Genomic DNA, 23,895 nt, shown 5'->3' on the forward strand with positions numbered 1-23,895 from the left:
GGCTAGCATCGAAGACCCTATTCAGCATCACCGCAACGGACCGGAGAACCCTCTCATGCGCAAGCTCTATGTCGGCAACAAGAACTACTCGTCATGGTCGATGCGGCCCTGGATCCTGATGAAGCAGGCCGGCATCGAGTTCGAGGAAGTCGCGGTGCGCTTCGATTCCTTCGAGGCCGACTCGCAGTTCAAGAACATCATCGGCGCGCTGAACCCCGCGGCCAAGGTGCCGGTGCTGGTGGAAGACGACGGCCTCGTCATCTGGGACACGCTCGCCATCGCCGAATACCTGGCCGAGAGCTTCCCCGACAAGCATCTCTGGCCCCAGGCCAGGGCCGACCGCGCCCGCGCGCGCAGCGTCTGCGCCGAGATGCACGCCGGCTTCGGCGGCTTGCGCAACCACTGCGGCATGAACCTCGAGGCGTCGCTGCCCGAAGTGGGCGCACGGCTGCTGAAGGAGGTGCCCGAAGTCGCCAGCGACCTCGCGCGCATCGTGCAGATGTGGAGCGGCCTGCTCGAGACCCATGGCGGCCCGATGCTCTTCGGCCGCGAGTTCGGCATCGCCGACGCCTACTTCGCGCCCGTGGGCACGCGCATCAAGACCTACGGCCTGCCGGTGCCGGCGCAGATCACCGCCTACATCGAGCGCGTGCAGGCGCTGCCGGGGGTGAAGGCCTGGATCGACGCGGGGCTGGCCGAAAAGGATTTCCTGCAGTTCGAAGAGCCCTACCGCACGGGGCGATAGGGCTTCAAACGCTGCAAGGGCGAGCCCGAGCCCGGTTCAGAACCGATAGGTCGCCGCCACGTAGGTGACGATCGGGTTGAGCTTCAGGCTCGCCTCGCTGGTCGCCACCGGCAGGCCGAAGACCGAGTTCGTGGTCAGCTTGGCCTTGGTCTTCAGCGGGATGTAGGAGACCGAGAACGAGATGCCCCAGTGCTTGTCGAACTGGTAGGCCGCGCCGATGTTGAGCACCGGGGCGAACTTGCTGTCCAGCTTGGCTGTGGTGTTGACCGCGAAGGGCGACTGGTGGAACTGCGTGGCCAGCGCGCTCTGCAGGTTCGGGGTCAGCTTGACGTCGCTGTACCAGACATAGGTGGCGCCGAGGCCGACGAAGGGACGGAAGGCGGATTCGCCGTCGTTGAAGTAGTACTTGCCCAGGATCGTCGGGCTCCACTGGCGGGCCTCGCCGAGCTGGCCCACGCGCCCGAGGGTGCCTGTGCCGTCGAGCTTGAACTTCGGCGGCACTCCGAACACGCCTTCCACCGCCCAGTTGCTGTCGATGAAATAGGTGGCGTTGAGGCCCAGGGTGTCGGAATCGCTCACGCTGGCGCCGGAACCGGGCAGCACGCTCGGGATCGGCGAGGTCACGGTGAGCGGCTTGCTCGAATCCTGCGGTGACAGATGGAACCACCCCGTGCCGACGACCCAGTCGCCGGCCTTCTGCGCCATGGCACTGCCGGACGCCAGGGCGCCGAGCGCTGCCAGTGCAATCATTGTTTTCTTCATGAAATGTGTCCTTTTGATTGAATATCCCTCTGCGGATGCGGACGCCGGCTGTGCTCGCCGCTGAAGATCGCCCGGATGACGAACGATTGCCCGGTCTGCGCCGCGGATTATCGAACGACCGTTCTATTTCTGACAGGGGGGACTATCCCTAAACTGCCGCCATGAAGATATTTCTCGTCGGCGGTGCCCTGCGCGACCGCCTGCTGGGGCGCCCCGTGTCCGACCACGACTGGCTGGTGGTCGGTGCCACGCCCGAGGAAATGGTGGCGCGCGGCTACCTGCCCGTGGGGCGCGACTTTCCGGTGTTCCTGCATCCCGAGACGCGCGAGGAATACGCGCTCGCGCGCACCGAGCGCAAGAGCGCGCCGGGCTATCGCGGCTTCACCGTGCATGCCGCGCCCGACGTCACGCTCGAACAGGACCTAGCCCGCCGCGACCTGACCGTCAACGCGATCGCGCTGCCCGCCGAACTGGTGAGCGCCGACGGCCGCTTCGATCCCGCGCCCGAGACGCTGGCCGACCCCTTCCACGGCCAGCGCGACCTGCGCGACAAGGTGCTGCGCCACGTGACCGATGCCTTTCGCGAAGACCCGGTGCGCATCCTGCGCGTGGCGCGCTTCGCCGCCCGCTTCGACGACTTCGACGTGGCCCAGGAAACCATGGCGCTGATGCGCGGGATGGTCGCGGCCGGCGAGGTCGATGCGCTGGTGGCCGAGCGCGTGTGGCAGGAGCTCTCGCGCGGCCTGATGGAAACACGCCCCTCGCGCATGTTTGACGTGCTGCGCAAATGCGGCGCGCTGGCAGTGCTGCTGCCCGAAATCGACGCGAACGACCCGCTGCCGATGCAGGTGGTGGACACCGCCGCCCGGCTGAAGGCGTCGCTGGCCGTGCGCTTCGCCTGCCTGACCGGCGGCTTCGGTAGCGGCAAGGGCAGCGTGGCCTCGCTCCAGGCTCTGTGCGAACGCTGGCGCGTGCCGGTGGAGATCCGCGAGCTGGCGGAGATGGTGGCGCGCGAGCACTCGCACATCGACGAGAGCGGCGCGCTCGATGCCGCCGGGCTGGTGCGCCTGCTGGAGCGCTGCGACGCCTTCCGCAAGCCTGCACGCTTCGCAGAGGCGCTGCTGGCCTGCGAGTGCGCGGCGCGCAGTCGTCCGGGCACCGGCATCGAGGCCGATGCGCCCTGGCCGCAGCGCCAGCGGCTGCTCGCGGTGCTGGCGACGGCGTCGGCCGTGGCCACCGACGTGGTGGCCCGGGCCGCCCAGCAGTCGGGCGCCACGGGACCGAAGATCGGCGAGGCCATCCACCGGGCGCGCGTCGAGGCGGTCGCTTCGTCGCTGGGTCAGGCTTGAGGCCGACCGGGGCCAGCCCTTTCGGGGCATGACTTACGACACTTCCGTGCGCGAACCCCGTCGATAGCATCGGCCGGGTGAATGCCACCGCGCCGAAGCCGTCACGCGAGTCCGCCGACTTCCCGCACCCGCCAGGGGCGGACGAGCTGGGCCTGCGCGTGCTGCGCGAGCACGTGGCCTCGGTGTACGCGGCCTACGACGCGTCGGTGTTCGTGCACTTCGGCCTGGGCGCTGCGCTGGGCGCGGCCATGTACCTGCACCAGCCCCGCGCCTGGATCCTCGTGTGGATGGCGGCGCACCTCTTGCTGGGCCTGTTCCTCCTCTCGATGCCGCGCTGGCACGCCGGCGTGCCGCTGGCCGACACCAGGCGCTGGGCACGCAGGCATTCCTGCACCGTCATGGTGGTGGGCGCAGTCATGGCCAGTGCGCCGCTGCTCTTCATCACACCGGGCGACCTGCCCGTGACCTCGGTCGTCACGGTGGCCATCATCGGCAGCTGCGCGCGGGCCATGCAGCTGCTGTGGCCGCTGAAGCCGGCGCTGTACGGCTACACCCTGCCGATGATGCTGAGCCTGATCGCCGCGCTGGCGTGGCAGGGCGACGCGACGCACTTCTTCCTGGCGCTCTTCAGCCTGGGCTACCTGCTCTTCACGCTGCGCGTGGGCGGCCAGCAGCACGAGCTGCTGACCGACTCGCTGGTGCTGCGCTTCGAGAACGAGGCGCTGGCCGGCCAGCTGGGCAGGCAGATCGCCGCGGCGGAGCGCGCGAGCGCCGAGAAGTCGCGATTCCTCGCCACCGCCAGCCACGACCTGCGCCAGCCGCTGCATGCCATCGCGCTCTTCGGCGCGGCACTGGAGAACGAGCTGCGCGAGCACCACGGCGGCCGCAACGCGCAGCAACTGATGCGCGCGGTGAACGCACTGGGCAATTCGCTCGACACCATGCTCGACGTGTCGCGCCTCGATGCGGGCGTGGTCACGCCGGACATCGCGCCGGTGTCGCTCGACGCGCTGTTCCGCTCGCTCAACCACCTGTTCGCGGCCAGGGCCGAGGAGCGGCAGCTGCAGCTGCGGTTGCGCGCCAGCGGCCTCCGCGTGCGCAGCGATGCGCAGCTGCTGCACCGCATGCTCTCCAACCTCGTCGACAACGCGCTGAAGTACACGACGCGCGGCGGCGTGTCGGTGCGGGCCCGCGCGCGCGGCGACACGGTATGGATCGAGGTGTTCGACACCGGCATCGGCATCGCGCCCGAGCAGCAGGAGCGCGTGTTCGAGGAGTACTACCAGGTGCACAACCCGGGCCGCGACCGCACGCAGGGGCTGGGCATCGGCCTGTCGATCGTGCGGCGGCTCTCGCAGCTGCTCGGGCATCCGGTGCAGCTGAAGTCGCGCCCCGGCCGCGGCAGCCTCTTCCGCCTCGAACTGCCGGCCGCGGAAGAAGCCGCAGTGTCCGATGCCGAGGGCGGGCCTCTTGCAGCCCGCCGCGCCGCAGGGCCGCGCCCCGATTGCACGCCGGGGGCAGTGCACGGACGCATCCTGCTCATCGACGACGAAGCGGATATCCGCGAAGCCATGGTCGGCCTGTTCAGGTCACACCATCTCTCGCTGGAGGCCGTCGCCAGCGAGGCCGAAGCCGCGGAGCTCCTAGCAAGCCCCGACGCGCAGGAGCGCCCCTTCTCGCTGCTGATGTGCGACTACCGCCTCGGCGGCGGCGAGAACGGGCTCGACGTGGGGCAGCGCCTGCAGCAGCGCTTCGGCCTTCAAGCACCGTTGCTGCTGGTGACGGGGGAGACCTCGCCCCAGCGGCTGCAGCGCGTGCGCGCCTCGGGCATTCCGGTGCTGTTCAAGCCGGTGAACCCGGCGACGCTGCTGCGCGCGCTCGCCGAACTGGCGCCGGCGCCCTCGCTGGCAGCGCACTGATTCGAAGCGCTCCCGGCGCGGCCGGGGCGACATGGGGCTTTGGCCGACATGCGCCGCGAACGGCGCGTGTTAAGGTTTTTACCGATGCCAAAGTCCTCCAGCAACCCGCCGTTGCCTCCTCCCTTGGCGCGGGACGCAGCCCTCTTCCTCGACTTCGACGGTACCCTGGTCGGGCTCGCGCCCACGCCCGAAGCCATCGAGATTCCACCCGCCCTCGTGCCCCTGCTGAGCGACCTGCGCGACCAGCTCGGCGGTGCGCTCGCCGTGGTGTCGGGCCGCCAGATCGATGCCATCGACCGTTTTCTCGCGCCCCTGCGGCTGCCTGCGGCCGGCGAGCACGGCGTGCAGCGGCGCGATGCCGCCGGCAGCATGCAGGAGCAGCGGCCGCCCGATCTCGCCCCCGTGCTCGACATCGCCAACGAGCTGGCGCGCGTGCACGAAGGCCTGCTTGTCGAGCGCAAGCACGCGGCCATCGCGCTGCACTACCGGCTCGCTCCGCAGCTGGAGGCGGTGTGCCGCGACGCGATGTCGCGCGCCATCGCGCTCGATCCGATGCTGGAGCTGATGCACGGCAAGTTCGTCTTCGAGGTGAAGCCCGCAGGCGTCAACAAGGGCATCGCCATCGATGCCTTCATGACCGAGGCGCCCTTCGCCGGCCGCGTGCCGGTCTTCCTCGGCGACGACACCACCGACGAAAGCGGATTCGCCGTGGTGCAGCCGCGCGGCGGCATCGCGATCAAGGTGGGCTCGGGCCCCAGCCTGGCGCTGCACCGCCTCGAATCGCCGCTGGCCGTCTACGAATGGCTGGTGCAGGCACGCGACCTGCTGGCCGCACGGCCGCAGGACTCTGCAAGCCGATCCGAAGAATCACCGAGGAGCCCCCGATGACAGAACAACAGACGCCGGTGGCGCCCGAGGACCGCGCCGGGCAGGCCCTGGCCGGCGCGACCGGTCCCGACGACCGCGCACCGGTCGATCCGCAGGCAGCCGCAAGGCCTGGCGCCCGCGGCTTCGCGCCGCCGGCCGAGCCCTCGCTCAACGTGGGCGTGATCGGCAACTGCGCCTACAGCGCACTCATCGACTCGCGCGGCCGCGCCGTGTGGTGCTGCCTGCCGCGCTTCGACGGCGACCCGGTGTTCAACGCCCTGCTGCATCCCGGCGAGGAGGCGGGCGCCTGGAGCATCGACATCGAGGACTTCGCCGAATCGAAGCAGTGGTACGAGCCGAACACCGCCGTGCTGCGCACGCAGCTCTTCGACAGCGCGGGCCAGGGCATCGAGATCACCGACTTCGCGCCGCGCTTCTACAGCCGCTCGCGCTACTTCCGCCCGCTGATGCTGGTGCGCCGCGTGCGGCCCATCGCGGGGGCGCCGCGCGTCCGCGTGTCGCTCGATCCGCGCTTCCAGTGGGGCGCCTCGGCGCCGCTGGAGGTCACGCGCGGCAGCAACCACATCCGCTATGTCGGGCCCGACGTGACGCTGCGGCTGAACACCGACGCCTCGATCTCGCACATCCTCTCGCGCCAGCCCTTCGTGCTCTCGCGCGAATACAACTTCATGTTCGGCGTCGACGAGACGCTGATGGACGGCATCGCCGACACCGCGCGCCGCTTCGAGCAGGAGACCATCGCGTACTGGCGCGTCTGGAGCAAGCGCCTGGCCATTCCGTTCGAGTACCAGGACGCGGTGATCCGCGCGGCCATCACGCTGAAGCTCTCGCTGTACGAGGACACGGGCGCCATCGTCGCGGCCATGACCACCAGCATTCCCGAGGCGCCGGGCAGCCAGCGCAACTGGGACTACCGCTACTGCTGGCTGCGCGACGCCTTCTTCGTGGTGCGCGCGCTCAATTCGCTGAGCGAAGTGGGCACCATGGAGGACTACCTGCGCTGGCTCGGCAACGTGGTGATCGGCTCGCACGGCGAGCACATCCAGCCGCTGTACGGCATCGGGCTGGAGCGCGAGCTGCCGGAGTCCTTCGTCGATGGCCTTCCCGGCTACCGCGGCATGGGCCCGGTGCGCGTCGGCAACCAGGCGCAGGAGCACTTCCAGCACGACGTGTACGGCAACATCGTGCTCGGCGCGGCGCAGGCCTTCCACGACCACCGGCTGCTCAGCCGCGCGGGGCTGGCGGAGTTTCCGCACCTCGAGGCGGTGGGCGAGCGCGCGGTGGCCGTCTACGGCACGCCCGACGCCGGCATGTGGGAGCTTCGCACCCGCGCGCGCGTGCACACCAGCTCGGCGCTGATGAGCTGGGCCGCCTGCGACCGGCTCGCCAAGATCGCCCGCACCCTGGGGCTGGCGGAACGCGCCGCCTACTGGCACGGCCATGCCGCGCGCATGAAGGAGGAGATCCTCGCCAAGTCTTGGTGCGAGGAGCGCCAGGCCTTCGCCGAGAGCTTCGGCGGGCACGAGCTCGACGCGAGCATCCTGCTGATGGTGGAGGTGGGCCTGATCGACGCGCGCGACCCGCGCTTCATCTCGACCGTCGACGCCATGGAGAAGACGCTGTGCGACGGCCCCTACATGCGCCGCTACGAGGCCGCCGACGACTTCGGCAAGCCCGAGACCGCCTTCAACATCTGCACCTTCTGGCGCATCGACGCGCTGGCCAAGATCGGCCGCAAGGCCGAGGCGCGCCAGATCTTCGAGACCATGCTCGCCGCGCGCAATCCGCTGGGGCTGCTGTCCGAAGACACCCACCCGGTCACCGGCGAGATGTGGGGCAACTTCCCGCAGACCTACTCGATGGTCGGCATCATCAACGCGGCGGTGCGCCTGTCCGCTCCCTGGGACTCCGCCATATGAACGCCACCCGGTCTTCCACCCGCTGCACCCGTGCAACGCCACCCCCAGAGGGGAAGACGCTGCCCGGCAGCTGGCGCAAGGAGGCGCCATGAGCCGCCTCGTCGTCATCTCCAACCGCGTGGCCGACCCGCGCAAGCCCGCCGCCGGCGGCCTCGCCGTGGCGCTGGGCGAAAGCCTGCAGCAAAGCGGCGGCCTCTGGTTCGGCTGGAGCGGTCAGATCGTCGAGGACGGCCCGACCGGAGAGGGAGAGCTGCACCGCCACCAGGCAGGCAAGGTCACGCTGGCGACCATCGACCTCAGCCGCGAGGACCACGACAGCTACTACCTCGGCTACAGCAACGACGTGCTCTGGCCGGTGTTCCACGACCGTCTCGACCTCGCGCACTTCGAGGCCGGCTTCGTCGGCGGCTACCGGCGCGTGAACCAGCTGTTCGCGCGCAAGCTGCTGCCGCTCCTGAAGGACGACGACATCATCTGGGTGCACGACTACCACCTGATCCCGCTGGCGGCCGAGCTGCGCGCGATGGGCTGCAGGCAGCGCATCGGCTTCTTCCTGCACATTCCGCTGCCGCCGCAGATCATCCTCGCGGCGATTCCGCAGCACGCCTGGCTGATGCGCTCGCTTTTCTCGTACGACCTGATCGGCTTCCAGGCGCAGCAGGACGTGCAGCACTTCGAGCACTACGTGCGCAACGAGGCCAACGGCGAGTACCTGGGCGACGACATGTACCGCGCCTACGGGCAGACGGTGCGAAGCGCGGCCTTCCCCATCGGCATCGACGTGGACGAGTTCGCGGCACTCACGCACGCGAAGGAATCGCGCGACATGTACGAGACCATGAAGCGCGAGTACTCGCAGCGCCGGCTGCTGCTGGGCATCGACCGGCTCGACTACTCCAAGGGCATCCCGCAGCGGGTGCGGGCGTTCCGCGAGCTGCTGGCGAACTACCCCGAGAACCGCCGCAGCGCCACGCTGATCCAGATCGCCTCGCCCACGCGCGAGACGGTCGACGCCTACGGCGACATCCGGCGCGAGCTCGAATCGCTGTGCGGCGCCATCAACGGCGACTACGGCGAGCTCGACTGGATGCCCGTGCGCTACATCCACCGCATGGTGGCGCGCAAGCGCGTGCCGGGCCTGTGCCGCGCGGCGGCCGTGGGCCTGGTGACGCCGCTGCGCGACGGCATGAACCTCGTCGCCAAGGAATACATCGCGGCGCAGGACCCGGCCGACCCCGGCGTGCTGGTGCTGTCGCGCTTCGCCGGCGCCGCCGAGCAGCTGAAGGAAGCGCTGCTGGTGAACCCCTACGACACCCACGGCACCGCCGAGACCGTGCAGCAGGCGCTGCAGATGCCGCTCGAGGAGCGGCGCGAGCGGCACCAGAAGCTGCTGTCGCGCATCCGCGAACACGACATCCACTGGTGGCGGCGCAGCTTCCTCGAGGCGCTGCGGGAGGCGCCCAGCGAGCGCTGACCCCGCGTGGCCGGCGGCTCACCAGCCGGTCAGGAGCCGCACGAATCGCATCACCGGCCGCGCCAGCGCGGGAGCGGCGGTCTTCGCGGCCATCGCTGGGGCCTTGGGCGCGTGCACCCGCAGGTGCACCGGCGTCAGAGCCGAAACCTCGATCCACCCTCCGTGCGGCAGGCGGTGCATGTCGCCCTCCTCGAGCAGCGACTCGGTCATGAAGACCGTCTCGCCGAACCAGCCCGGCGGCGACACCACGCGGGCGCGCCCCTCCGCCAGCTGGAGCCAGGCGCCGGCCTCGACCGAGGTGCGCAGGGACTGGCCGGGTTCTAGAACGATGGAATCGGGAGCCTGGGAAAGTGTGGTGATCATGGCGGCGAAGCTCGGTTGGACGAGGCTTCATCGTAGGAATCCCGCTGCCCGGAAAACAGGCACACGCCATGGCTATTGCGACCGGAACAGCGGGGCCGGAAACGCATCTGTTATGGTCGTTTTCCCCGGCAACTGCATCTGTTTTCGGATGCCCGATGCGGGGAACATCGATCCATGGACTCGCTACCGCTCTACCGCCAGCTTTCCGCGCACTACGTGGATGCGATCCACACCGGCTCGCTCAAGCAGGGTGACAAGCTGCCCTCGCTGCGCAGCCTGATGCGGCTGCACGGCATCAGCCTCTCGACCGCGCTGCAGGTCTGCCGCGCCATGGAAAGCGACGGCTGGGTCGAGGCGCGCGACCGCTCGGGCTACTTCGTGCGCCGACCGCAGCGCCTGGCCATCGCGCCGATGGAGGAGCCGGTGGCCGACGTGCCGCCCGATCCGGCGCAGTTCGTGAGCATGCGCACGCGCATGGCCAACTTCATGGCGCGCGGGCGGCATACGGGCGTGAAGCTCAACTTCGCCATCGCCCGCGCGGCGCCCGAGCTGTATCCCGCCGAGGCGTTGCGCAACTCGATGACGCGCGCGCTGCGCCAGCGGCCCGAGCTGCTGACCACCGCCTCGTCGCAGAAAGGCCACGAGCAGTTCCGCGAGGCCGTGGCGCAGCGCAGCCTGCGCGTGGGCATGACGGTGGCGCCCGACGAGGTGCTGGTCACCAACGGCTGCATCGAGGCGCTGAACCTCGCGCTGCGCGCCATCGCCAAGCCCGGCGACACGGTCGCGGTGGAGTCACCCACCTTCTACGGCCTGCTGCAAGTGCTCGAAAGCCTGGGCCTGCGCGCGCTGGAGATCCCCACCAGCCCGCAGACCGGCATGTCGCTGGAGGCGCTGGACCTGGCGATCCACACCTACGACGACATCAAGGCGGTGGTGGTGGTGCCGCACCTGCAGAACCCCATCGGCAGCGTGATGCCCGACAGCCACAAGCAGCGGCTCGTGCACCTGTGCGAGAGCCACGGCATCGCGCTGGTCGAGGACGACACCTACAGCGACCTCGTGGAAACCGACGCGCCGCTGCGCGCGGTCAAGTCGTGGGACCGTACGGGCAACGTGATCTATTGCGCCTCGCTGCACAAGGTGCTGGCGCCGGGGCTGCGGCTGGGCTGGATCACCGCCGGACGCTGGCACGCACAGGTGGAGATGCTCAAGTACGCGCAGACCCGCAACAACGAGGCGCTGGCGCAGATCGCCGCGGGCGAGTTCATCGCCAGCGGCGCCTACGACCGCCACCTGCGCCGGCTGCGCGAACGGCTGCACACGCAGCGCGACCAGACGGCCGACGCCATCGCCCGCTACTTCCCGGCGGGCACGCGGCTGAACCTGCCGCGCGGCGGGCTGCAGCTGTGGGTGGAGCTGCCGCAGCAGCGATCGTCGGTGAGCGTGTTCGAAGCCGCGCTGCGCGAGCAGATGCTGGTGTCGCCGGGCGCGCAGTTCTCGAACTCCGGGCGCTTCGACAACTACCTGCGCATCAACTGCGGCTGGCCGTATTCGAAAGCGGTGGACGCGGGGCTGCGGCGGCTCGGCGAGATCGTGTCGGCGGTGCAGCCCTCGCGCTAGGGCGCGTCGACATTCAGACGCGGCCGCGCGATTCAGACGATGTAGAACAGGACGGCGTCGCGCCTTGCGGCCGCGCCAGCGAAGAAGCGCTTGACGCCCTCCATGAAGCCCGCGAGGTCCTGCGCGCCCTCCTGCCAGACCTTGGCCCAGTACAGCTCGCCGAACTTCGCCGGCTCGGCCGTGAAGCGGCCCACCAGCGCCGCCACGTCGCACTGCGCGAGCCGGGCCGCGGCGCGCTCCACATGGGCGGCCGTGAGGTAGATGCAGGCCAGGCCGTCGGTGCCGTCGAGCTCCTCGCCGTCGACCGCCTCGGGCATCAGCGTGCGCACCACGTCCCAGGCCTGCTCCACGGTCTGGCTGTCGTGGGGACCGCCCTTGGCCGAGGCTGTGTTCAGGAAGCCGGAGACGGTGGACGGATCGATCACCAGCGCACGCAGCCGGTAGCGGTCGAGGGCGTGGAAGGCGGCGCCGATGCTCAAGTGCTGGGCTCCATGCGGGCAGCGCGCGCCACCGCCGCGAGCGCGATGCTCACGCTGTCGATGTTGCGCTGCGCGTTGTCGATGTTCCGGAAGTGGTCGGGTGCGCAGATCTGGTTGAGCAGCAGCGTGCGCTTGAAATGCACCAGTGCCTGGCGCAGGTCGCCTTCCTCCTGCGCGATCAGGCCCAGGTCGTTGTGCGCGTTGGCGGCCGACGACGAGATGCCGCGGCAGTTGCGCTGCTGGATGCCCAGCGAGCGCTCGAACAGTTCGCGTGCCCGGGGAAAGTCGCGGCGCGCCATGAACAGGCTCGCGAAGTTGTTGAGCATGTCGGAATGCAGCTCCGCGTCGCCCTCGCCCGGCGGGAGCTTGTCGAGGTGCACCAGGGCGCGCGCATAGCAGAGCTCGGCCTTCGCGTCCTGGCCCGACTCCGCATAGAGGAAGGCCAGGTTGTTGAACGCACGCACCACGCCGTCGCTGGAGCCGCCTCCGGCCTCGGCCACCGCCATGGCGATGGTCTTCTTGTAGAGCGCCTCTGCCTCGTCGGCGCGTCCGGCCGCGGCATGCAGCAGCGCCAGCGTGTTGGTCGGCCCGCGCCGCCAGCTGTCGTCCAGGCCCAGCTGCGCAGCCACGGCGAGCGCCTCGTCGGCAGAGGCCTGCGCCTTCTCGTTCCAGCGCAGCCGGCGGCACAGCTCGGCATGGCTGGACAGGTGGAGCACCACGCTGCGGTGCGCCCCGCCGTGCAACCGGCGGGCGGCGGCGATGGCCTCCGCGCAGGACTGCTCGGCGCTCTTCAGGTCGCCCTGGGCGAGCGCGGCGCGGTAGCGGGCCTCATGGTCGTCGAGCAGCTTCAGCAGCACGCCCTGATCGTCGGAAGCGGCGCCGCGCGCCTTGCGCTGCGCGATGGCGACCAGCGTCAGGTCGAGCGCCCTGCGGGCCACGTCCATGTCCTCCGCGGGCATGCCGAGCATGCGGCCGATGGACAGGCTCTCCTCGAGGCTCGAGCGCGCCTTGTCGAAGGCGTCGCTCTGGTAGCAGGCCTGCCCGAGCATGCACAGCGTCATCGCGAGGTTCTGGTGCGGCCCCTTGAACACGCGGCGCGTGGCGGCGACGATCTGCTCGCCGATGGCGACGGCCTGCGCCCAGTCGCCGGCCTCGGCGGCGGCCACGAAGCGCTCCTGCAGCTTGTTGGCTTCGGCCAAGGCCGCAAGGTCGTAGTCCTTGGCGGCGTCCCTCGGCGCGTGGCGCAGGGATGCGGGGCGCGCCGCGGCGGAGGGGGTTTCTTCGTCCTCGTCCTGACCCTGCGCCTGCAGCTGGTCCATGCGCCGATGAATCCACCAGAGGTCGAACAGCATCCACGGCAGCACCACCGCCAGACAAAAGCGGCCGCCCGGCAGGCCGGCGATGCCGTAGCCCAGAAGCCCCATCTGCCCCGCGCCGCCCAGGTAGCTGCCCAGATAGAAGCGGTGCGCGCCGATGAAGCCCCCCACCAGCCACAGCAGGTAGGCGAAGGAGCGGCGGCGAGGCAGCGGGGTCATGGTTCGCCGGGTTGCGTGGGCTCGACCGTCCGTTCGTTCGTTCAGTCGAGCAGCGCGAGCGCGGCGTAGTCGCCGACCTTGTCGCCCAGGCCGGCGGGCACGAGCATCACGCCGCGCGTGAGCGGGAGCAGCCTGCCGTCGATCTGGGCCTGCAGGCGGGGCAAGACGAAGTCCTGGTGATGCCAGAACACGCTTCCGCCGAGACTGATGCGTTGCAGGTCGAGGATGATGACCATGTTGTAGAGCATCCGGCCGAACACGCGGCACAGGGCATCCGCCGTCTCCAGCGCCTTCGGGTCACCGGCAGATGCGGCGGAGAACAGATCGGCAGCCGACTGCCCGAACCGGTGCCCGATCGAGTTTCCCCCGACCAGCGCCTCGACGTCGCCGTAGTTGCCGCAGCCGCACAGCGCTCCGGTGGCATCGTCGACCACGAAGCTGTGCCCCGCGTGACCGGCATTCCCGTTCTTCCCGCGCAGGGCCCTGCCGTCGACGCACAGGCCGACGCCCACGCCAGTGCTCCAGGTGGCATAGGCGCAGTTGTCCAGGCCCTTGAGCGCGCCCCAGTGGCGCTCGGCCTCCAGCGCGGCCACGGCATCGTTCTCGACGCGAACGTTGCCGAAGCGCTGGACCAGTGGCGCCTCGACGATCGCGGTCATCCATGAATTGGGCAGGCCGCGCGAAGGTCCCGCGATGCCGCCGCAGATGTTGGGTGTGGCGAGCTCGACCAGCCCGTCGCGCAATTCGAAGGGCCCCGTCGACGACACCCCCACGCGGTCGATGCTCGCCGGATCGACCCCCTGCTGCGCGCAGACCTCGTCGATCATCCGCATGATCTGCACAGCCACCGCGTCGTTGTCACCGGTCTTGGCCGTGGGCTCGCTGAGGCGGCCGATCAGCGGCGCGTCGCTGGAGGCGGAAAGGCTCACGGCAACCTTGGTGCCGCCGATGTCTACGCAGGCTCTCATCGCTGTCCGTCTTTTCCTTGATTGTTCGTCTTCTCTACAGGAGGCGCGCCACCAGCGCCGCGATCATGCTGAGCACCACGGTGCTCGCGATCGGCAGCTGCCACTCGCGGCCGAAGGCGCGGAACTCGAAATCGCCGGGCAGCCGTCCGAAGCCGAAGCGGCGCAGCCAGGCGGTCAGGCCGCTCATGAGCACCAGCGCGAGGACGACGACGATCAGCCAGCGAAGCATGGGCAACAGTCTAGGCCGAGAGAATGGCCATCGCTTGTCGGTGGAGTTCGGGCGTTGCCGCCGCGATCACCCGGCCGTCGGATTTCAGGCCCAGCGGCTGGCCCTGCCAGTCGGTGACGACGCCGCCGGCCGCCTCGATCAGCCCGGCCGGGCCGAGGTAGTCGTAGGGCTGCAGGCCTGTCTCGACCACGAGGTCGATGGTGCCGCCCGCCAGCTGGGCGTAGCCGTAGCAGTCGCCGCCGAAGCGGCGCATCGCGCACTGGCGGCTGAGCCTGTCGAAGGCGCTCCAGTCGGCCGGCGCGAAGATGTCGGGCGAGGTGGTGACGATGCGGGCCTTGGCCACTTCGGTGCAGCCGCTCACGCGCACCGGCTGGCCGTCGCGCGTGGCGCCCTGGCCCGCCACGCCGATCCAGCGCTCCTTGAGCACCGGCATGTCGATCATGCCCAGCGCCACGCGCCCGCCCTGCAGCACGCCGATCAGCGTGCCCCAAAGCGGCGAGCCGGTGATGAAGCTGCGCGTGCCGTCGATCGGGTCGAGCACCCAGATGCGCTCGGCATCGAGCCGCTCGGGGCCGTGCTCCTCGCCGTAGATGCCGTCGGCAGGCGCCCGGGCGGCGAGGATCTCGCGCATGGCCGTCTCGGCGGCGCGGTCGGCCAGCGTGACGGGGCTTTCGTCCGCCTTGGTGATGATGTCCAGCGGCGTGCGGAAGTAGTGCATCGACTTGGCGGCGGCGGCATCGGCCAGCGCTTGGGCGATCGGCGAGAGGTCGGAAGAGGAGGAGCTCATGAAAGAGTTGGAGACGCTTGCCAAAACCTGCAATTAGACCCGAGCCGGAGCGGGTTTGACACGGCGGGGCAGCCAGCCCTAGCATGGCCCGGAAATTGCCACGAACTACGACAAATGGCTTCTTTCACTCACCTGCGCACGGCGCTGCTCGCCTTCATGCTCGGCACCGCGGCCCTGCTGGCCCACGCCACGCCCTCCGACACCGAAGACAAGCTGATCGACACGCTGATCCAGCGCGTCTCGAAGATGAGCTCGATGATCTTCCTGCGCAACGGCAGCGAGTACAACGCCTCTGACGCCGCCAGGCACATGCAGGCAAAGTACGACTACTTCAAAAAGGAACTGCTCACGGCCGAGGACTTCATCGAGCGCTGCGCCTCGCGCTCGGAGATGACCGGGCAGGCCTACAAGGTCAAGCTCACCAACGGTACGGTGCGCGACGCCAACGAGTTCCTCAACAGCGAACTGCGCGCGCTGCGGCAGGCAACGGGCGCGAAGAAGGCCGGCGGCTAGCCGCCGCGGGCCGGCAAGCCAGCAGCTAGCGCTGCTGCCCCCAGCGGCGCACCGTCAGCCGCTCCAGCGTCCTGAAGCCCAGGCTCTCGACCAGCAGGCCGATCAGCACCACCAGCGCGAGGCCGGCGAAGACGCGGTCGGTGTAGAGCTCGTTGCGGTTCTGGAAGATGTACCAACCCAGCCCGCCCTTGCCCGACGAAGCCCCGAACACCAGCTCCGCCGCGATCAGCGTGCGCCAGGCGAAGGCCCAGCCGATCTTCAGCCCCGACAGGATCGACGGCAGCGCCGCCGGCACCAGGATCTGCAGCACGTAGCGCAGCCCCCTGAGCCCGTAGTTGCGCCCGGCCATGCGCAGCGTGTCGGGCACGCCCTGGAAGCCCGCGTAGGTGTTGAGCGCCAGCGGCCACAGCACCGAATGGATCAACACGAACACCAGGCTGCCGCGTCCGAGCCCGAACCACAGCAGCGCCAGCGGCAGCAGCGCGATGGCGGGCAGCGGGTTGAACATGGAAGTGAGCGTGTCCAGCAGGTCGCGGCCGATGCGCGTCGACACCGCCAGCGTGGTGAGCGCGAAGGCCAGCAGCACGCCGGCGACGTAGCCCTGCAGCAGCACGGCCAGCGAGATGCGCACCTTCTCGATGAGCTCGCCGCTTGCAAGCCCCTCGAACAGTGCCGCCGCGGTGGCGGTGAAGGTGGGCAGCAGCAGGTCGTTGTTCTGCCACCGTGCTGCCAGCTCCCACAGCACCGCGATGACGGCAAGGATCAGCCCCTTGCGCAGCCAGGCCTGCGACCAGATGCGCTCGCCCAGCGGCAGCCGGCGCTCGACCGGCACTTCGGTGAAAGGCTCGAGCGTGCGCTCGTACTCGGGGCGGATCGGCGGGATGACGGCGCTCATGGTGTGTTGCTCCTTCCCCCGCTGGGGGAAGGCTGGGATGGGGGCAGGCAGAGCGCTCGACGGATGCGCCGCTTGCCCCCACCCCTGCCCTCCCCCAGAGGGGGAGGGAGAAAGATCGGGCTCATGGCGCAGCCTCCACTTGCTGTTCTTCCTCGAACAGCATGTCGTGGATGCGCTGCGCCGTGCCCTGGAATTCGGCGCCGCCCAGGCTGTCGAGCGTGAAGGCGTGGCTGTTGATCTCGGCGCGCATGCGCCCCGGATGCGGCGACAGCAGCGCGATGCGGTTGCCCACCACCAGCGCCTCCTCGATGGAGTGGGTGACGAACAGCAGCGTGAAGCGCACCTCGTCCCAAAGCTCGAGCAGCTCCTGCTGCATCCTGCGGCGGGTGAGCGCATCGAGCGCGGCAAAGGGCTCGTCCATCAGCAGCACGCGCGGCTGCATCGCCAGTGCGCGTGCGATTGCCACGCGCTGCTTCATGCCCCCGGAGAGCTGGTGCGGATGCACATCGGCGAACTTCGAGAGGCCGACCTTGTCGAGGTAGTGCAGCGCGCGCTCGGCCGCTTCCTTCTTGCCGAGCGTGCGCGAGGCCAGCAGCGGGAACATCACGTTCTGCTTCACCGTCTTCCACGGCGGCAGCTGGTCGAACTCCTGGAACACGACGATGCGGTCGGGGCCGGGTTGCGCCACGCGCCCGCCGTCGAGGCGGATCTCGCCCTCGACCGGCGGGATGAAGCCCGCCACGGCCTTCAGCAGCGTCGACTTGCCGCAGCCCGAGGGACCGAGCAGCACGAAGCGGTCGGCGGCATGGACGTCGAAGCTCACGCGGTGCGTGGCGCGCACGACGCGCTCGGGGGTGCGGTATTCGAGGCTGACGCTGTCGACCTGCAGCAATGCCTGTCCCTTGGCGTCTTGCTCCCTCCCCCGCTGGGGGAGGGCTGGGGTGGGGGCAGACGGCGCCCGCGCATTCACCGCCCTGCCAGCCCCCATCCCAACCTTCCCCCAGAGGGGGAAGGAGTCGAACCCCGAAGACACCTCGGCCATGCTCATCAATTCCCCGACACGTTCTGCGCGTCGTCGAAGAAGTAGTCCTTCACCGAAGCCGGCTTGTTCTTGATCGCGCCCACGCGGTGCATGAACTCGGCCAGCGGATAGGTGTTCTGCGGCGTGGTCTTGAACTGCACCTCGGGGTTCTTGATGATCTTCAGAAGCAGGTCGCGATCGAGCTTCGCGTTGCTCACCTTGAGGTAGATGTCGGCCGCCTTCTCAGGATTGGCGGTGACGAACTTCGCCGCCTCGTCGAGCGCATCGACGAAGGCCTTGTACGTCTTCGGGTTCTCGCTGCGGAACTTCTCGGTGGCGTAGAGCACCGTCGCCGACGACGGGCCGCCCAGCACCTGGTACGAGTTGAGCACGATGCGCGCGTTCGGGTTGCCCGCGAGCTCCTGCTCCTGGAACGGTGGATTGCCGAAGTGCGCCGTGATCTCCGTGCCGCCCTTGATGATGGCGGCCGCCGCATCGGGGTGCGGCACTGCCACGCTGATCTTGTCGAGCCTGTTGAACTCCTTGTCGCCCCACAGCTTGGCCGAGGCGAACTGCAGCACACGCGACTGCACCGACACGCCCACCGCGGGCAGCGCGATGCGGTCCTTGTCGGTGAAGTCGGCGATCGACTTCACGTTCGGGTTGTTGCTCACGAGGTAGTACGGGAAGTTGCCCAGCGAGGCCACGCCCTTCACGTTCTGCTTGCCCTTGGTGCGGTCCCACAGCGTGAGCAGCGGCCCCACGCCGGCACCTGCGATCTCGATGTTGCCCGACAGCAGCGCGTCGTTCACCGCCGAGCCGCCCGAAAGCTTGACCCACTCGACCTTGGCGTCGATGCCCGCGGCCTTCGCATGTTTCTCGATGAGCTTCTGCTCCTGCGCCACGTTGAGCAGCAGGTAGACGATGCCGAACTGCTCGGCGATGCGGATCTGGCCTTCGGCATGCGCGGAAAGGCTGCCGGCCAGAAGGCCGAGGCCGGCGACGAGCGCCGCGGCTTTGCGGGTGAAACGGTTCATTTTTGTCGGGAGCAGGGAATGGAAAGAATCAGAAAGGCGTGTCGCCGACGATCGTGGTGCGATTGAGGCGCCGGCGCAGGTGGTCGGGCGTGCCGGCTGCCAGGTGCATCAGCGAACGGTTGTCCCAGAACACCAGGTCGTGCGGCTCCCACTTGTGGCGATACACGAACTCGGGCTTCACACTGTGCGCGAACAGCTCGGCGAGCAGCGCGTCGCTCTCTGCCTGCGGAAGCCCGACGATGCGCGTCGTGAAGTGCTCGCTGACGAACAGCGCCTTGCGCCCCGTCTCCGGATGCGTGCGCACCACCGGCTGCACGGCAGGCGCGACCTGGTCGATCTGCGCCTGCGAAAGCTTCGGCCGCCACGGGTTCTTCGCGCGCAGTTCCTCGTACTTCGCGAGGTAGCTGTGCTCGGCCTTCAGCGGCAGGATGCGCTGCTGCAGCTCGGGGCTCAGCGATTCCCATGCGAGATGCTGGTCGGCGAAGAGCGTGTCGCCGCCTTCGCTGGGAAGCTCCTGCGCGTGCAGCAGCGAACCGAGGCTGGGCTTGGGCTTGTACGAGATGTCGGAGTGCCAGTAGACACCCGCGTCGCCGAGGCCGATGGGCTCGCCGTTCTCCTTGATGTTGGAGACGATGAGGATCTCGGGATGGTTCTTGAGCTGGAACTGGTGCAGGACGTGGATCTCGAGCGGGCCGAAGCGGCGGCTGAAGTCGATGTGCTCCTGCGGGGTGATCTGCTGGTTGCGGAAGACCAGGACGTGATGGTCCAGATGAGCCTTGTGGATGCGGGCGAAGTCTTCGGTGCTGATGGGCTTCGAGATGTCGAGGCCGAGGATTTCGGCGCCTACGGGGGCGGGGAAGGGGCGGACTTCGAAGTGCTGCGAGGGGGCGTCTACCTCGCTGGTTAGGGCGGCAGTCATGCCGGGAATGTAGGGGGCGGGGTTGGGATCGCCAACGAACTCTTTGTTGCTAGCTTATGACTATGTTTTTGGCGGGACTGGGGCTTGGGCTGGCTCATTGCGTTGGCGCTTGAGTCTTGGTGAGACTCTGAGTAGTTGCTTGCCACCCGGGGGGCCGCCCGGCGGGTTTTTTATCTTGATGAGAAGTTGTTTCGGGTTTGCTTCCCGGGGCCGGGTCTCGGCCCGGCGGCCGACCTACTTTTCTTTGCTTCGCCAAAGAAACGTAGGCAAAAGAAAGGCGACCCTGCTGTCTGCGTCCCTTCGCTTCGCTCGGCTTTGGGAACGGCCTGGACGGGCCTTCGCTTTGCTCGGCCAGGGATTCGGGCCTTGGATTGATTTCGAGCCTGTGTTCAGGCTCGTTGTCTTGGGTGAGATGCTGATGCGGTCGCGATGCGCAAGAGGACTCTGGGTTCCCGGCACCGCTGGATACCACCAGCAAGCGCCCCTCGAAACGACACGGAGCGATCCCGCAATTCATTCCAAGCACAGCAGGCGCGAAGCGCCTGCTGTGCCTTGGAGGCCGAGCAACGCGATGGCCCGACTCTCTCCCCTCCCCTCTGGCTGCGCCGAGGAGCGCAGCGTTTCGCGGATCAGGGCTCGCCCTTGTCTGAGCGAAGCGAGTTTGGGCGAGACCCCGCGAAACGCGAGCACCGCAGGTTGCCCGCAGCGAAGCGGAGGGACGCAGACAGCGGGGTCGCCTCTTCTTTGCCTACTTTCTTTTGGCGAAGTGTATGGACCGGGGACCTGGGTAACAGGTGTGCGCGGACATAGGAAACACTTTCTGGGTCGAGATGACCGAGGAAGTGCCCCATGCCCTGGCAACCGAGAGACCTGATGGACACCAAGCGAGAGTTCGTGGAACTGGCTTTGCAGGAGGGGGCGAACCGGCGCGAGTTGTGCCGGCGCTTCGGCATCAGCCCCAAGACCGGCTATTCGCTGCTCAAGCGCCATGCGCTGCAAGGCATGGTGCAAGCATGCACACCGCGCAGCACACGGCCGCTGAACTCGCCTGCGCGCAGCACCGATGCGCTGGAGCAGGCCGTGGTCCAGCTGCGGCGCGAACACCCCAGTTGGGGTGGACGCAAGATCGCCCGCAGGCTGGCCGACCAGGGCCTGGGCGAGGTTCCTGCGCCCAGCACCGTCACCAACATCCTGCATCGCCATGGGCTGATCACTCCAGAGTCCAGTCGGGCAAGCGAACACTGGTGCCGCTTCGAGCACGAGCAGCCCAATGCCCTGTGGCAGATCGACTTCAAGGGCGACTTCGCCATGGCTGCGGCGCGCTGCTATCCGCTGACCGTGCTGGACGACCATTCGCGCTTCAATCTCGCGCTGAGGGCTTGTCCTGGCGTGAGCACCGACAGTGTGCGACCGCACCTGGAGCAGGTCTTTGCCCGCTACGGGCTGCCGGTGCGCATCAACACGGACAACGGCGCTCCCTGGGGCGCGCCGCGCCAACCGGAGCATGGACTGTCCGAGCTGGGCGTATGGCTCATCAGGCTGGGGATTCGGCTGAGCCACAGCGCGCCGTATCACCCTCAGACCAACGGCAAGATCGAACGCTTCCACCGCTCGCTGAAGACGGAGGTGCTCGCCGGCCGCAGCTTCGCCGATCTGGGCCAGGCCCAGGCGGCCTTCTAGCGCTGGCGCGGCATCTACAACCACGAGCGCCCACATGACGCGCTGGACCTTCTCACGCCCGCCAAGCGCTACGCGATCAGCCCCAGGCCCTATCCACGGGCGTTGGCTCCCATCGAGTACCAGCCCGGGGACACGGTGGTGATCGTCAAGCACAACGGCGAGGCCAGCTTCCGCGGCCACAGGCTGAAAGTGCCCAACTGCCTTCTGAAACTGCCCATCGCATTCCGCGCGGATCCGCAACACGACGGCCACTTCGATGTGTTCTTCTGCCACCAGCCGTTCATGCGGCTGGACTTGAACTGCCTGACAGTAAGGCGATAACCTGCCAATGTGTTTCCTATGTCCGCGCACACCTGTTACCCAGGTCCCCGGTCCATACAGCGAAGCAAAAGAAAGTAGGTCGCCCGCCGGGGCGAGTCCCGGCCCCGAAAACCAACCAGCCCTCAGCGACCAAAAAGCCAAAAGAGAGATCAGAGCGTATGACTCCGATCCCCCTCACCAAACCCCATCGCCTCCCAATCCCCCCCCACAGCAAACCCCACCACCTTGAACAACTCCCCCATCTCATGCTCATGAATGAGCCGAGCCGCCATCCCCCGCTCGGCAACAGAGCCCCGCTCCATCAGGGAAAGCAATCCGCAGTTCAGCAGAAACCGCGCCTGGCTCGTATAGCCCAGCACGGCAAGCCCCGCATCCTGCCCAGCCAGCGCAATCCCGGTGAAGTCGACGTGCGCCGTGATGTCCTTCAACCCTACGTCCGACAGCGGATCGCCATCGGCCTTGTGCCCTCGATGGCACATCACGGTCCCCATGTGCCTCTGCGGGTGGTAGTACTCGGCCTCGGGAAAGCCGTAGTCGATGAAGAACGCAGCTCCCTTCTTCAAGCGATCGGCCAGGGTCGCGACGAAGGCCCTGGCCTGCGGGTGGATCTCGGTGAGGTAGTCATGCTCTCCGGGCACATCGACCGGCGGCCGAAGTTCGGTCTCGCGGTCGGCCCAGGCCCAGCCATCGTCGGCGGCGTTGCGCACCACCCCGCGCTCGAACCACTGCCCTCCGACCCGGGCCAGCAGTTGCACCGGCATCGCATCGAGCACTTCGTTGCCGACGACCACGCCTTCCATCGCCTCCGGCAGCTCGTCAAGCCATTCGACGCGGCCCGCATGTGCGGCGAGCGCCTGCTGCTGCCGCTCGCGCAAGGTGCCCGACAGGTCGACGATGCGATAGCGCACGTCGCCACGTCCCATGCCGTCGAGCGCATGCAGCAACTGCACGGCCAGCGCACCGGAGCCGGCGCCGAATTCCCACACGGTGTCGGTGCCTGTCTTTTCCAGCGCCTCGGCCACCTGCGCGGCCAGGGCCTGGCCGAACATGGGCGTGAGTTCGGGCGCGGTCACGAAGTCGCTGCCTGAAGAGGGCATGTGGCCGAACTTGGCCAGCGTGTTGGCGTAGTAGCCGAGGCCGGGCGCATAGAGCGCGAGGGCCATGAAGCGGTCGAAGCCGATCCAGCCGCCCGCACGTTCGATGGAACGCGCGATGAGGTGGTCGAGGGCGGTAGGTAAACTGCTGGGGGTCGTCTTTGTCGTCACAGCGCCATTCTCCCTCTCCCCGCATGAGCCCCGCCTCCCCAGCATCCAACTCCCCCCGCACGGTACTCGTCACGGGCGCGGGCCGCCGGCTCGGCCGCGAGATCGCGCTCGCGCTCGCCGCGGGCGGATGGCAGGTGGCGGTGCACTACCGGAGCTCGCGCGCCGAAGCCGAGCAGACGGTCGCCGACTGCGCCGCGCTCTCGGGCGACTCGGCCCTGTTCGCAGCCGACCTCGACGACGAGCAGGCCACCCGCGCCCTGCTGCCCCGCGTGGTGGCGCGCTTTCGCAGCGTCGATGCCGTGGTGCACAGCGCCGCCCTCTTCGAGCACGACGAGGCTTCCACCTTCGGCTATGCGCTCATGGAGCGCCACGCGCGCAGCAACACCGGCGCGGCCATCCTGCTGGCGAATGCGCTGCACGAGCACCTGGACGCGCGCGATGCCCACGGCGCCGTCGTGCACCTGCTCGACCAGAAGCTCTGGAACCCGAACCCCGACTTCCTGAGCTACACGCTGTCGAAGGCGGCCCTCGAAGCGGCGACGCCGCTGCTGGCGCTGGCCCTCGCGCCAAGGGTGCGCGTGGTGGGCGTGGCGCCCGGCCTCACGCTGGCGAGCCACATGCTCGACGACGACAAGTTCGCGCAACTGCACAAGCTCTCGCCGCTGGGCCGCTCCTCCACGCCCGGGGACGTGGCCGCCACGGTGAAGTTCGCGCTGGAGAACCGCTCCATCACCGGCACCACGCTGCTGGTGGACGGCGGCCAGCACCTGATGAAATTCGAGCGCGATTTCTCGCTCATGTGAGCCCATTCACCATGTCCACTCCCTCGCACGGCCACCAGACACTCACTCTCCAGGGCCTGCGCTTCGACGCCAACCTGGGCATCCTCGAGCAGGAGAAGACGGCGCCCCAGCCGATCCTGGTCGACGCCGAACTCAATCTCGGCCCCCAGCCGCTGCTGCCGCAGGACGACGACATCTTCCACGTGCTCGACTACCGCAAGGTGCGCCGCATCATCATCGACGAGTGCACCGCCGAGCACGTCAACCTGCTGGAGAGCCTGATCGGCAAGCTGGCGCAGCGGCTGCTGCAGCTGCCCGGCGTGCTGGGCGTGCGCGTGAAGATCGCCAAGCTCGAGATCTTCGACGACTGCGAGGTGGCGATCCGCATGGAAGCCGGCCAGTGGTGAGCTAGCCGGACGTCCTGC

The 23,895-nt window shown here is 68.6% G+C and carries 22 protein-coding genes and 1 pseudogene; 11 read left to right on the forward strand and 12 right to left on the reverse strand.

The annotated features are described in order from the left end of the window. The first annotated feature begins 55 nt into the window (after positions 1-55). A complete protein-coding gene (locus ACTJLF_RS21605) occupies positions 56-745 on the forward strand; it encodes a glutathione S-transferase family protein (protein WP_019654580.1) in 690 nt (229 codons plus the stop codon). Between the two features lie 36 nt (positions 746-781). On the opposite strand, the gene ACTJLF_RS21610 is transcribed toward ACTJLF_RS21605, so the two are convergent. Beyond that, the gene (locus ACTJLF_RS21610; RefSeq protein WP_019654581.1) at positions 782-1,507 is read right to left on the reverse strand and encodes an OmpW/AlkL family protein; all 726 of its coding nucleotides are present in this window, start codon (positions 1,505-1,507) and stop codon (positions 782-784) included. Positions 1,508-1,668: 161 nt separating this feature from the next. On the opposite strand from ACTJLF_RS21610, the gene ACTJLF_RS21615 reads away from it, so the two are divergent. From ACTJLF_RS21615 to otsA, 5 genes are all read left to right on the forward strand, one after another. Beyond that, a complete protein-coding gene (locus ACTJLF_RS21615) occupies positions 1,669-2,856 on the forward strand; it encodes a multifunctional CCA addition/repair protein (RefSeq protein WP_440883901.1) in 1,188 nt (395 codons plus the stop codon). Between the two features lie 77 nt (positions 2,857-2,933). Then, the gene (locus ACTJLF_RS21620; RefSeq protein ID WP_440883902.1) at positions 2,934-4,775 is read left to right on the forward strand and encodes an ATP-binding response regulator; all 1,842 of its coding nucleotides are present in this window, start codon (positions 2,934-2,936) and stop codon (positions 4,773-4,775) included. 84 nt (positions 4,776-4,859) lie between these two features. After that, positions 4,860-5,663 carry a trehalose-phosphatase gene (gene otsB, locus ACTJLF_RS21625; protein ID WP_038114569.1) on the forward strand — a complete coding sequence of 268 codons (804 nt, stop codon included), beginning with the start codon at positions 4,860-4,862 and terminating at the stop codon, positions 5,661-5,663. Continuing rightward, a complete protein-coding gene (locus ACTJLF_RS21630) occupies positions 5,660-7,582 on the forward strand; it encodes a glycoside hydrolase family 15 protein (RefSeq protein WP_440883903.1) in 1,923 nt (640 codons plus the stop codon). The genes otsB and ACTJLF_RS21630 overlap by 4 nt, the downstream gene beginning before the upstream one ends. A gap of 88 nt (positions 7,583-7,670) precedes the next feature. Continuing rightward, positions 7,671-9,056, forward strand: a complete 1,386-nt coding sequence (gene otsA, locus ACTJLF_RS21635; protein ID WP_019654586.1) for an alpha,alpha-trehalose-phosphate synthase (UDP-forming) — start codon at positions 7,671-7,673, stop codon at positions 9,054-9,056. Positions 9,057-9,074: 18 nt separating this feature from the next. On the opposite strand, the gene ACTJLF_RS21640 is transcribed toward otsA, so the two are convergent. Further along, the gene (locus tag ACTJLF_RS21640; protein ID WP_019654587.1) at positions 9,075-9,419 is read right to left on the reverse strand and encodes a hypothetical protein; all 345 of its coding nucleotides are present in this window, start codon (positions 9,417-9,419) and stop codon (positions 9,075-9,077) included. Positions 9,420-9,593: 174 nt separating this feature from the next. Between ACTJLF_RS21640 and ACTJLF_RS21645 the strand changes: the two genes are divergently transcribed. Next, the gene (locus ACTJLF_RS21645) at positions 9,594-11,039 is read left to right on the forward strand and encodes an aminotransferase-like domain-containing protein (RefSeq protein ID WP_019654588.1); all 1,446 of its coding nucleotides are present in this window, start codon (positions 9,594-9,596) and stop codon (positions 11,037-11,039) included. 32 nt (positions 11,040-11,071) lie between these two features. Here ACTJLF_RS21645 and ACTJLF_RS21650 read toward each other — a convergent pair whose 3' ends face one another. The 5 genes from ACTJLF_RS21650 to hisN are packed head-to-tail and all read right to left on the reverse strand — an operon-like array spanning position 11,072 to position 15,037. Beyond that, a complete protein-coding gene (locus tag ACTJLF_RS21650; protein ID WP_354326738.1) occupies positions 11,072-11,518 on the reverse strand; it encodes a DUF1877 family protein in 447 nt (148 codons plus the stop codon). Beyond that, positions 11,515-13,053, reverse strand: coding sequence for a tetratricopeptide repeat protein (locus ACTJLF_RS21655; RefSeq protein WP_440883904.1), 1,539 nt, complete (start codon positions 13,051-13,053; stop codon positions 11,515-11,517). The genes ACTJLF_RS21650 and ACTJLF_RS21655 overlap by 4 nt, the downstream gene beginning before the upstream one ends. Positions 13,054-13,094: 41 nt before the next feature. Beyond that, positions 13,095-14,021 (reverse strand): ROK family protein, encoded by a 927-nt coding sequence (locus ACTJLF_RS21660; RefSeq protein WP_132752259.1) that lies wholly within the window; start codon positions 14,019-14,021, stop codon positions 13,095-13,097. A 34-nt stretch (positions 14,022-14,055) separates the two neighbouring features. After that, entirely contained in the window at positions 14,056-14,250 is a 195-nt protein-coding gene (locus tag ACTJLF_RS21665; RefSeq protein WP_019654592.1) for a DUF2905 domain-containing protein, read from the reverse strand. Positions 14,251-14,260: 10 nt separating this feature from the next. Continuing rightward, positions 14,261-15,037 carry a histidinol-phosphatase gene (hisN, locus tag ACTJLF_RS21670; RefSeq protein ID WP_019654593.1) on the reverse strand — a complete coding sequence of 259 codons (777 nt, stop codon included), beginning with the start codon at positions 15,035-15,037 and terminating at the stop codon, positions 14,261-14,263. A 114-nt stretch (positions 15,038-15,151) separates the two neighbouring features. Between hisN and ACTJLF_RS21675 the strand changes: the two genes are divergently transcribed. Then, the gene (locus ACTJLF_RS21675) at positions 15,152-15,550 is read left to right on the forward strand and encodes a DUF5329 family protein (RefSeq protein WP_126182563.1); all 399 of its coding nucleotides are present in this window, start codon (positions 15,152-15,154) and stop codon (positions 15,548-15,550) included. A 25-nt stretch (positions 15,551-15,575) separates the two neighbouring features. Here the strand turns inward: ACTJLF_RS21675 and ACTJLF_RS21680 are convergent, their stop codons facing one another. From ACTJLF_RS21680 to ACTJLF_RS21695, 4 genes are all read right to left on the reverse strand, one after another. After that, a complete protein-coding gene (locus tag ACTJLF_RS21680) occupies positions 15,576-16,445 on the reverse strand; it encodes an ABC transporter permease (protein ID WP_126182562.1) in 870 nt (289 codons plus the stop codon). A gap of 121 nt (positions 16,446-16,566) precedes the next feature. Next, positions 16,567-17,433: an ABC transporter ATP-binding protein gene (locus ACTJLF_RS21685; RefSeq protein ID WP_240649902.1), complete on the reverse strand. Its 867-nt coding sequence runs from the start codon at positions 17,431-17,433 to the stop codon at positions 16,567-16,569. A gap of 59 nt (positions 17,434-17,492) precedes the next feature. Next, positions 17,493-18,503, reverse strand: coding sequence for an ABC transporter substrate-binding protein (locus tag ACTJLF_RS21690; RefSeq protein ID WP_126182561.1), 1,011 nt, complete (start codon positions 18,501-18,503; stop codon positions 17,493-17,495). A 28-nt stretch (positions 18,504-18,531) separates the two neighbouring features. Next, positions 18,532-19,422, reverse strand: coding sequence for a TauD/TfdA dioxygenase family protein (locus ACTJLF_RS21695; protein WP_126182560.1), 891 nt, complete (start codon positions 19,420-19,422; stop codon positions 18,532-18,534). A gap of 849 nt (positions 19,423-20,271) precedes the next feature. Here ACTJLF_RS21695 and ACTJLF_RS21700 point away from each other — a divergent pair. Then, a pseudogene (locus tag ACTJLF_RS21700) lies at positions 20,272-21,423 on the forward strand (IS481 family transposase). Positions 21,424-21,572: 149 nt separating this feature from the next. Here ACTJLF_RS21700 and ACTJLF_RS21705 read toward each other — a convergent pair. Beyond that, a complete protein-coding gene (locus ACTJLF_RS21705; protein WP_126182559.1) occupies positions 21,573-22,688 on the reverse strand; it encodes a class I SAM-dependent methyltransferase in 1,116 nt (371 codons plus the stop codon). A 23-nt stretch (positions 22,689-22,711) separates the two neighbouring features. Between ACTJLF_RS21705 and ACTJLF_RS21710 the strand changes: the two genes are divergently transcribed. Next, complete coding sequence (locus tag ACTJLF_RS21710; RefSeq protein ID WP_019656819.1) at positions 22,712-23,491, forward strand: SDR family oxidoreductase; 780 nt, start codon at positions 22,712-22,714, stop codon at positions 23,489-23,491. 11 nt (positions 23,492-23,502) lie between these two features. Beyond that, positions 23,503-23,877: a dihydroneopterin aldolase gene (locus tag ACTJLF_RS21715; protein WP_019656818.1), complete on the forward strand. Its 375-nt coding sequence runs from the start codon at positions 23,503-23,505 to the stop codon at positions 23,875-23,877. Positions 23,878-23,895: the final 18 nt, after the last annotated feature.

The organism is Variovorax sp. 22077 (assembly GCF_052044195.1).
In the GTDB taxonomy this organism is placed as follows: Bacteria; Pseudomonadota; Gammaproteobacteria; order Burkholderiales; family Burkholderiaceae_C; genus Variovorax; species Variovorax atrisoli.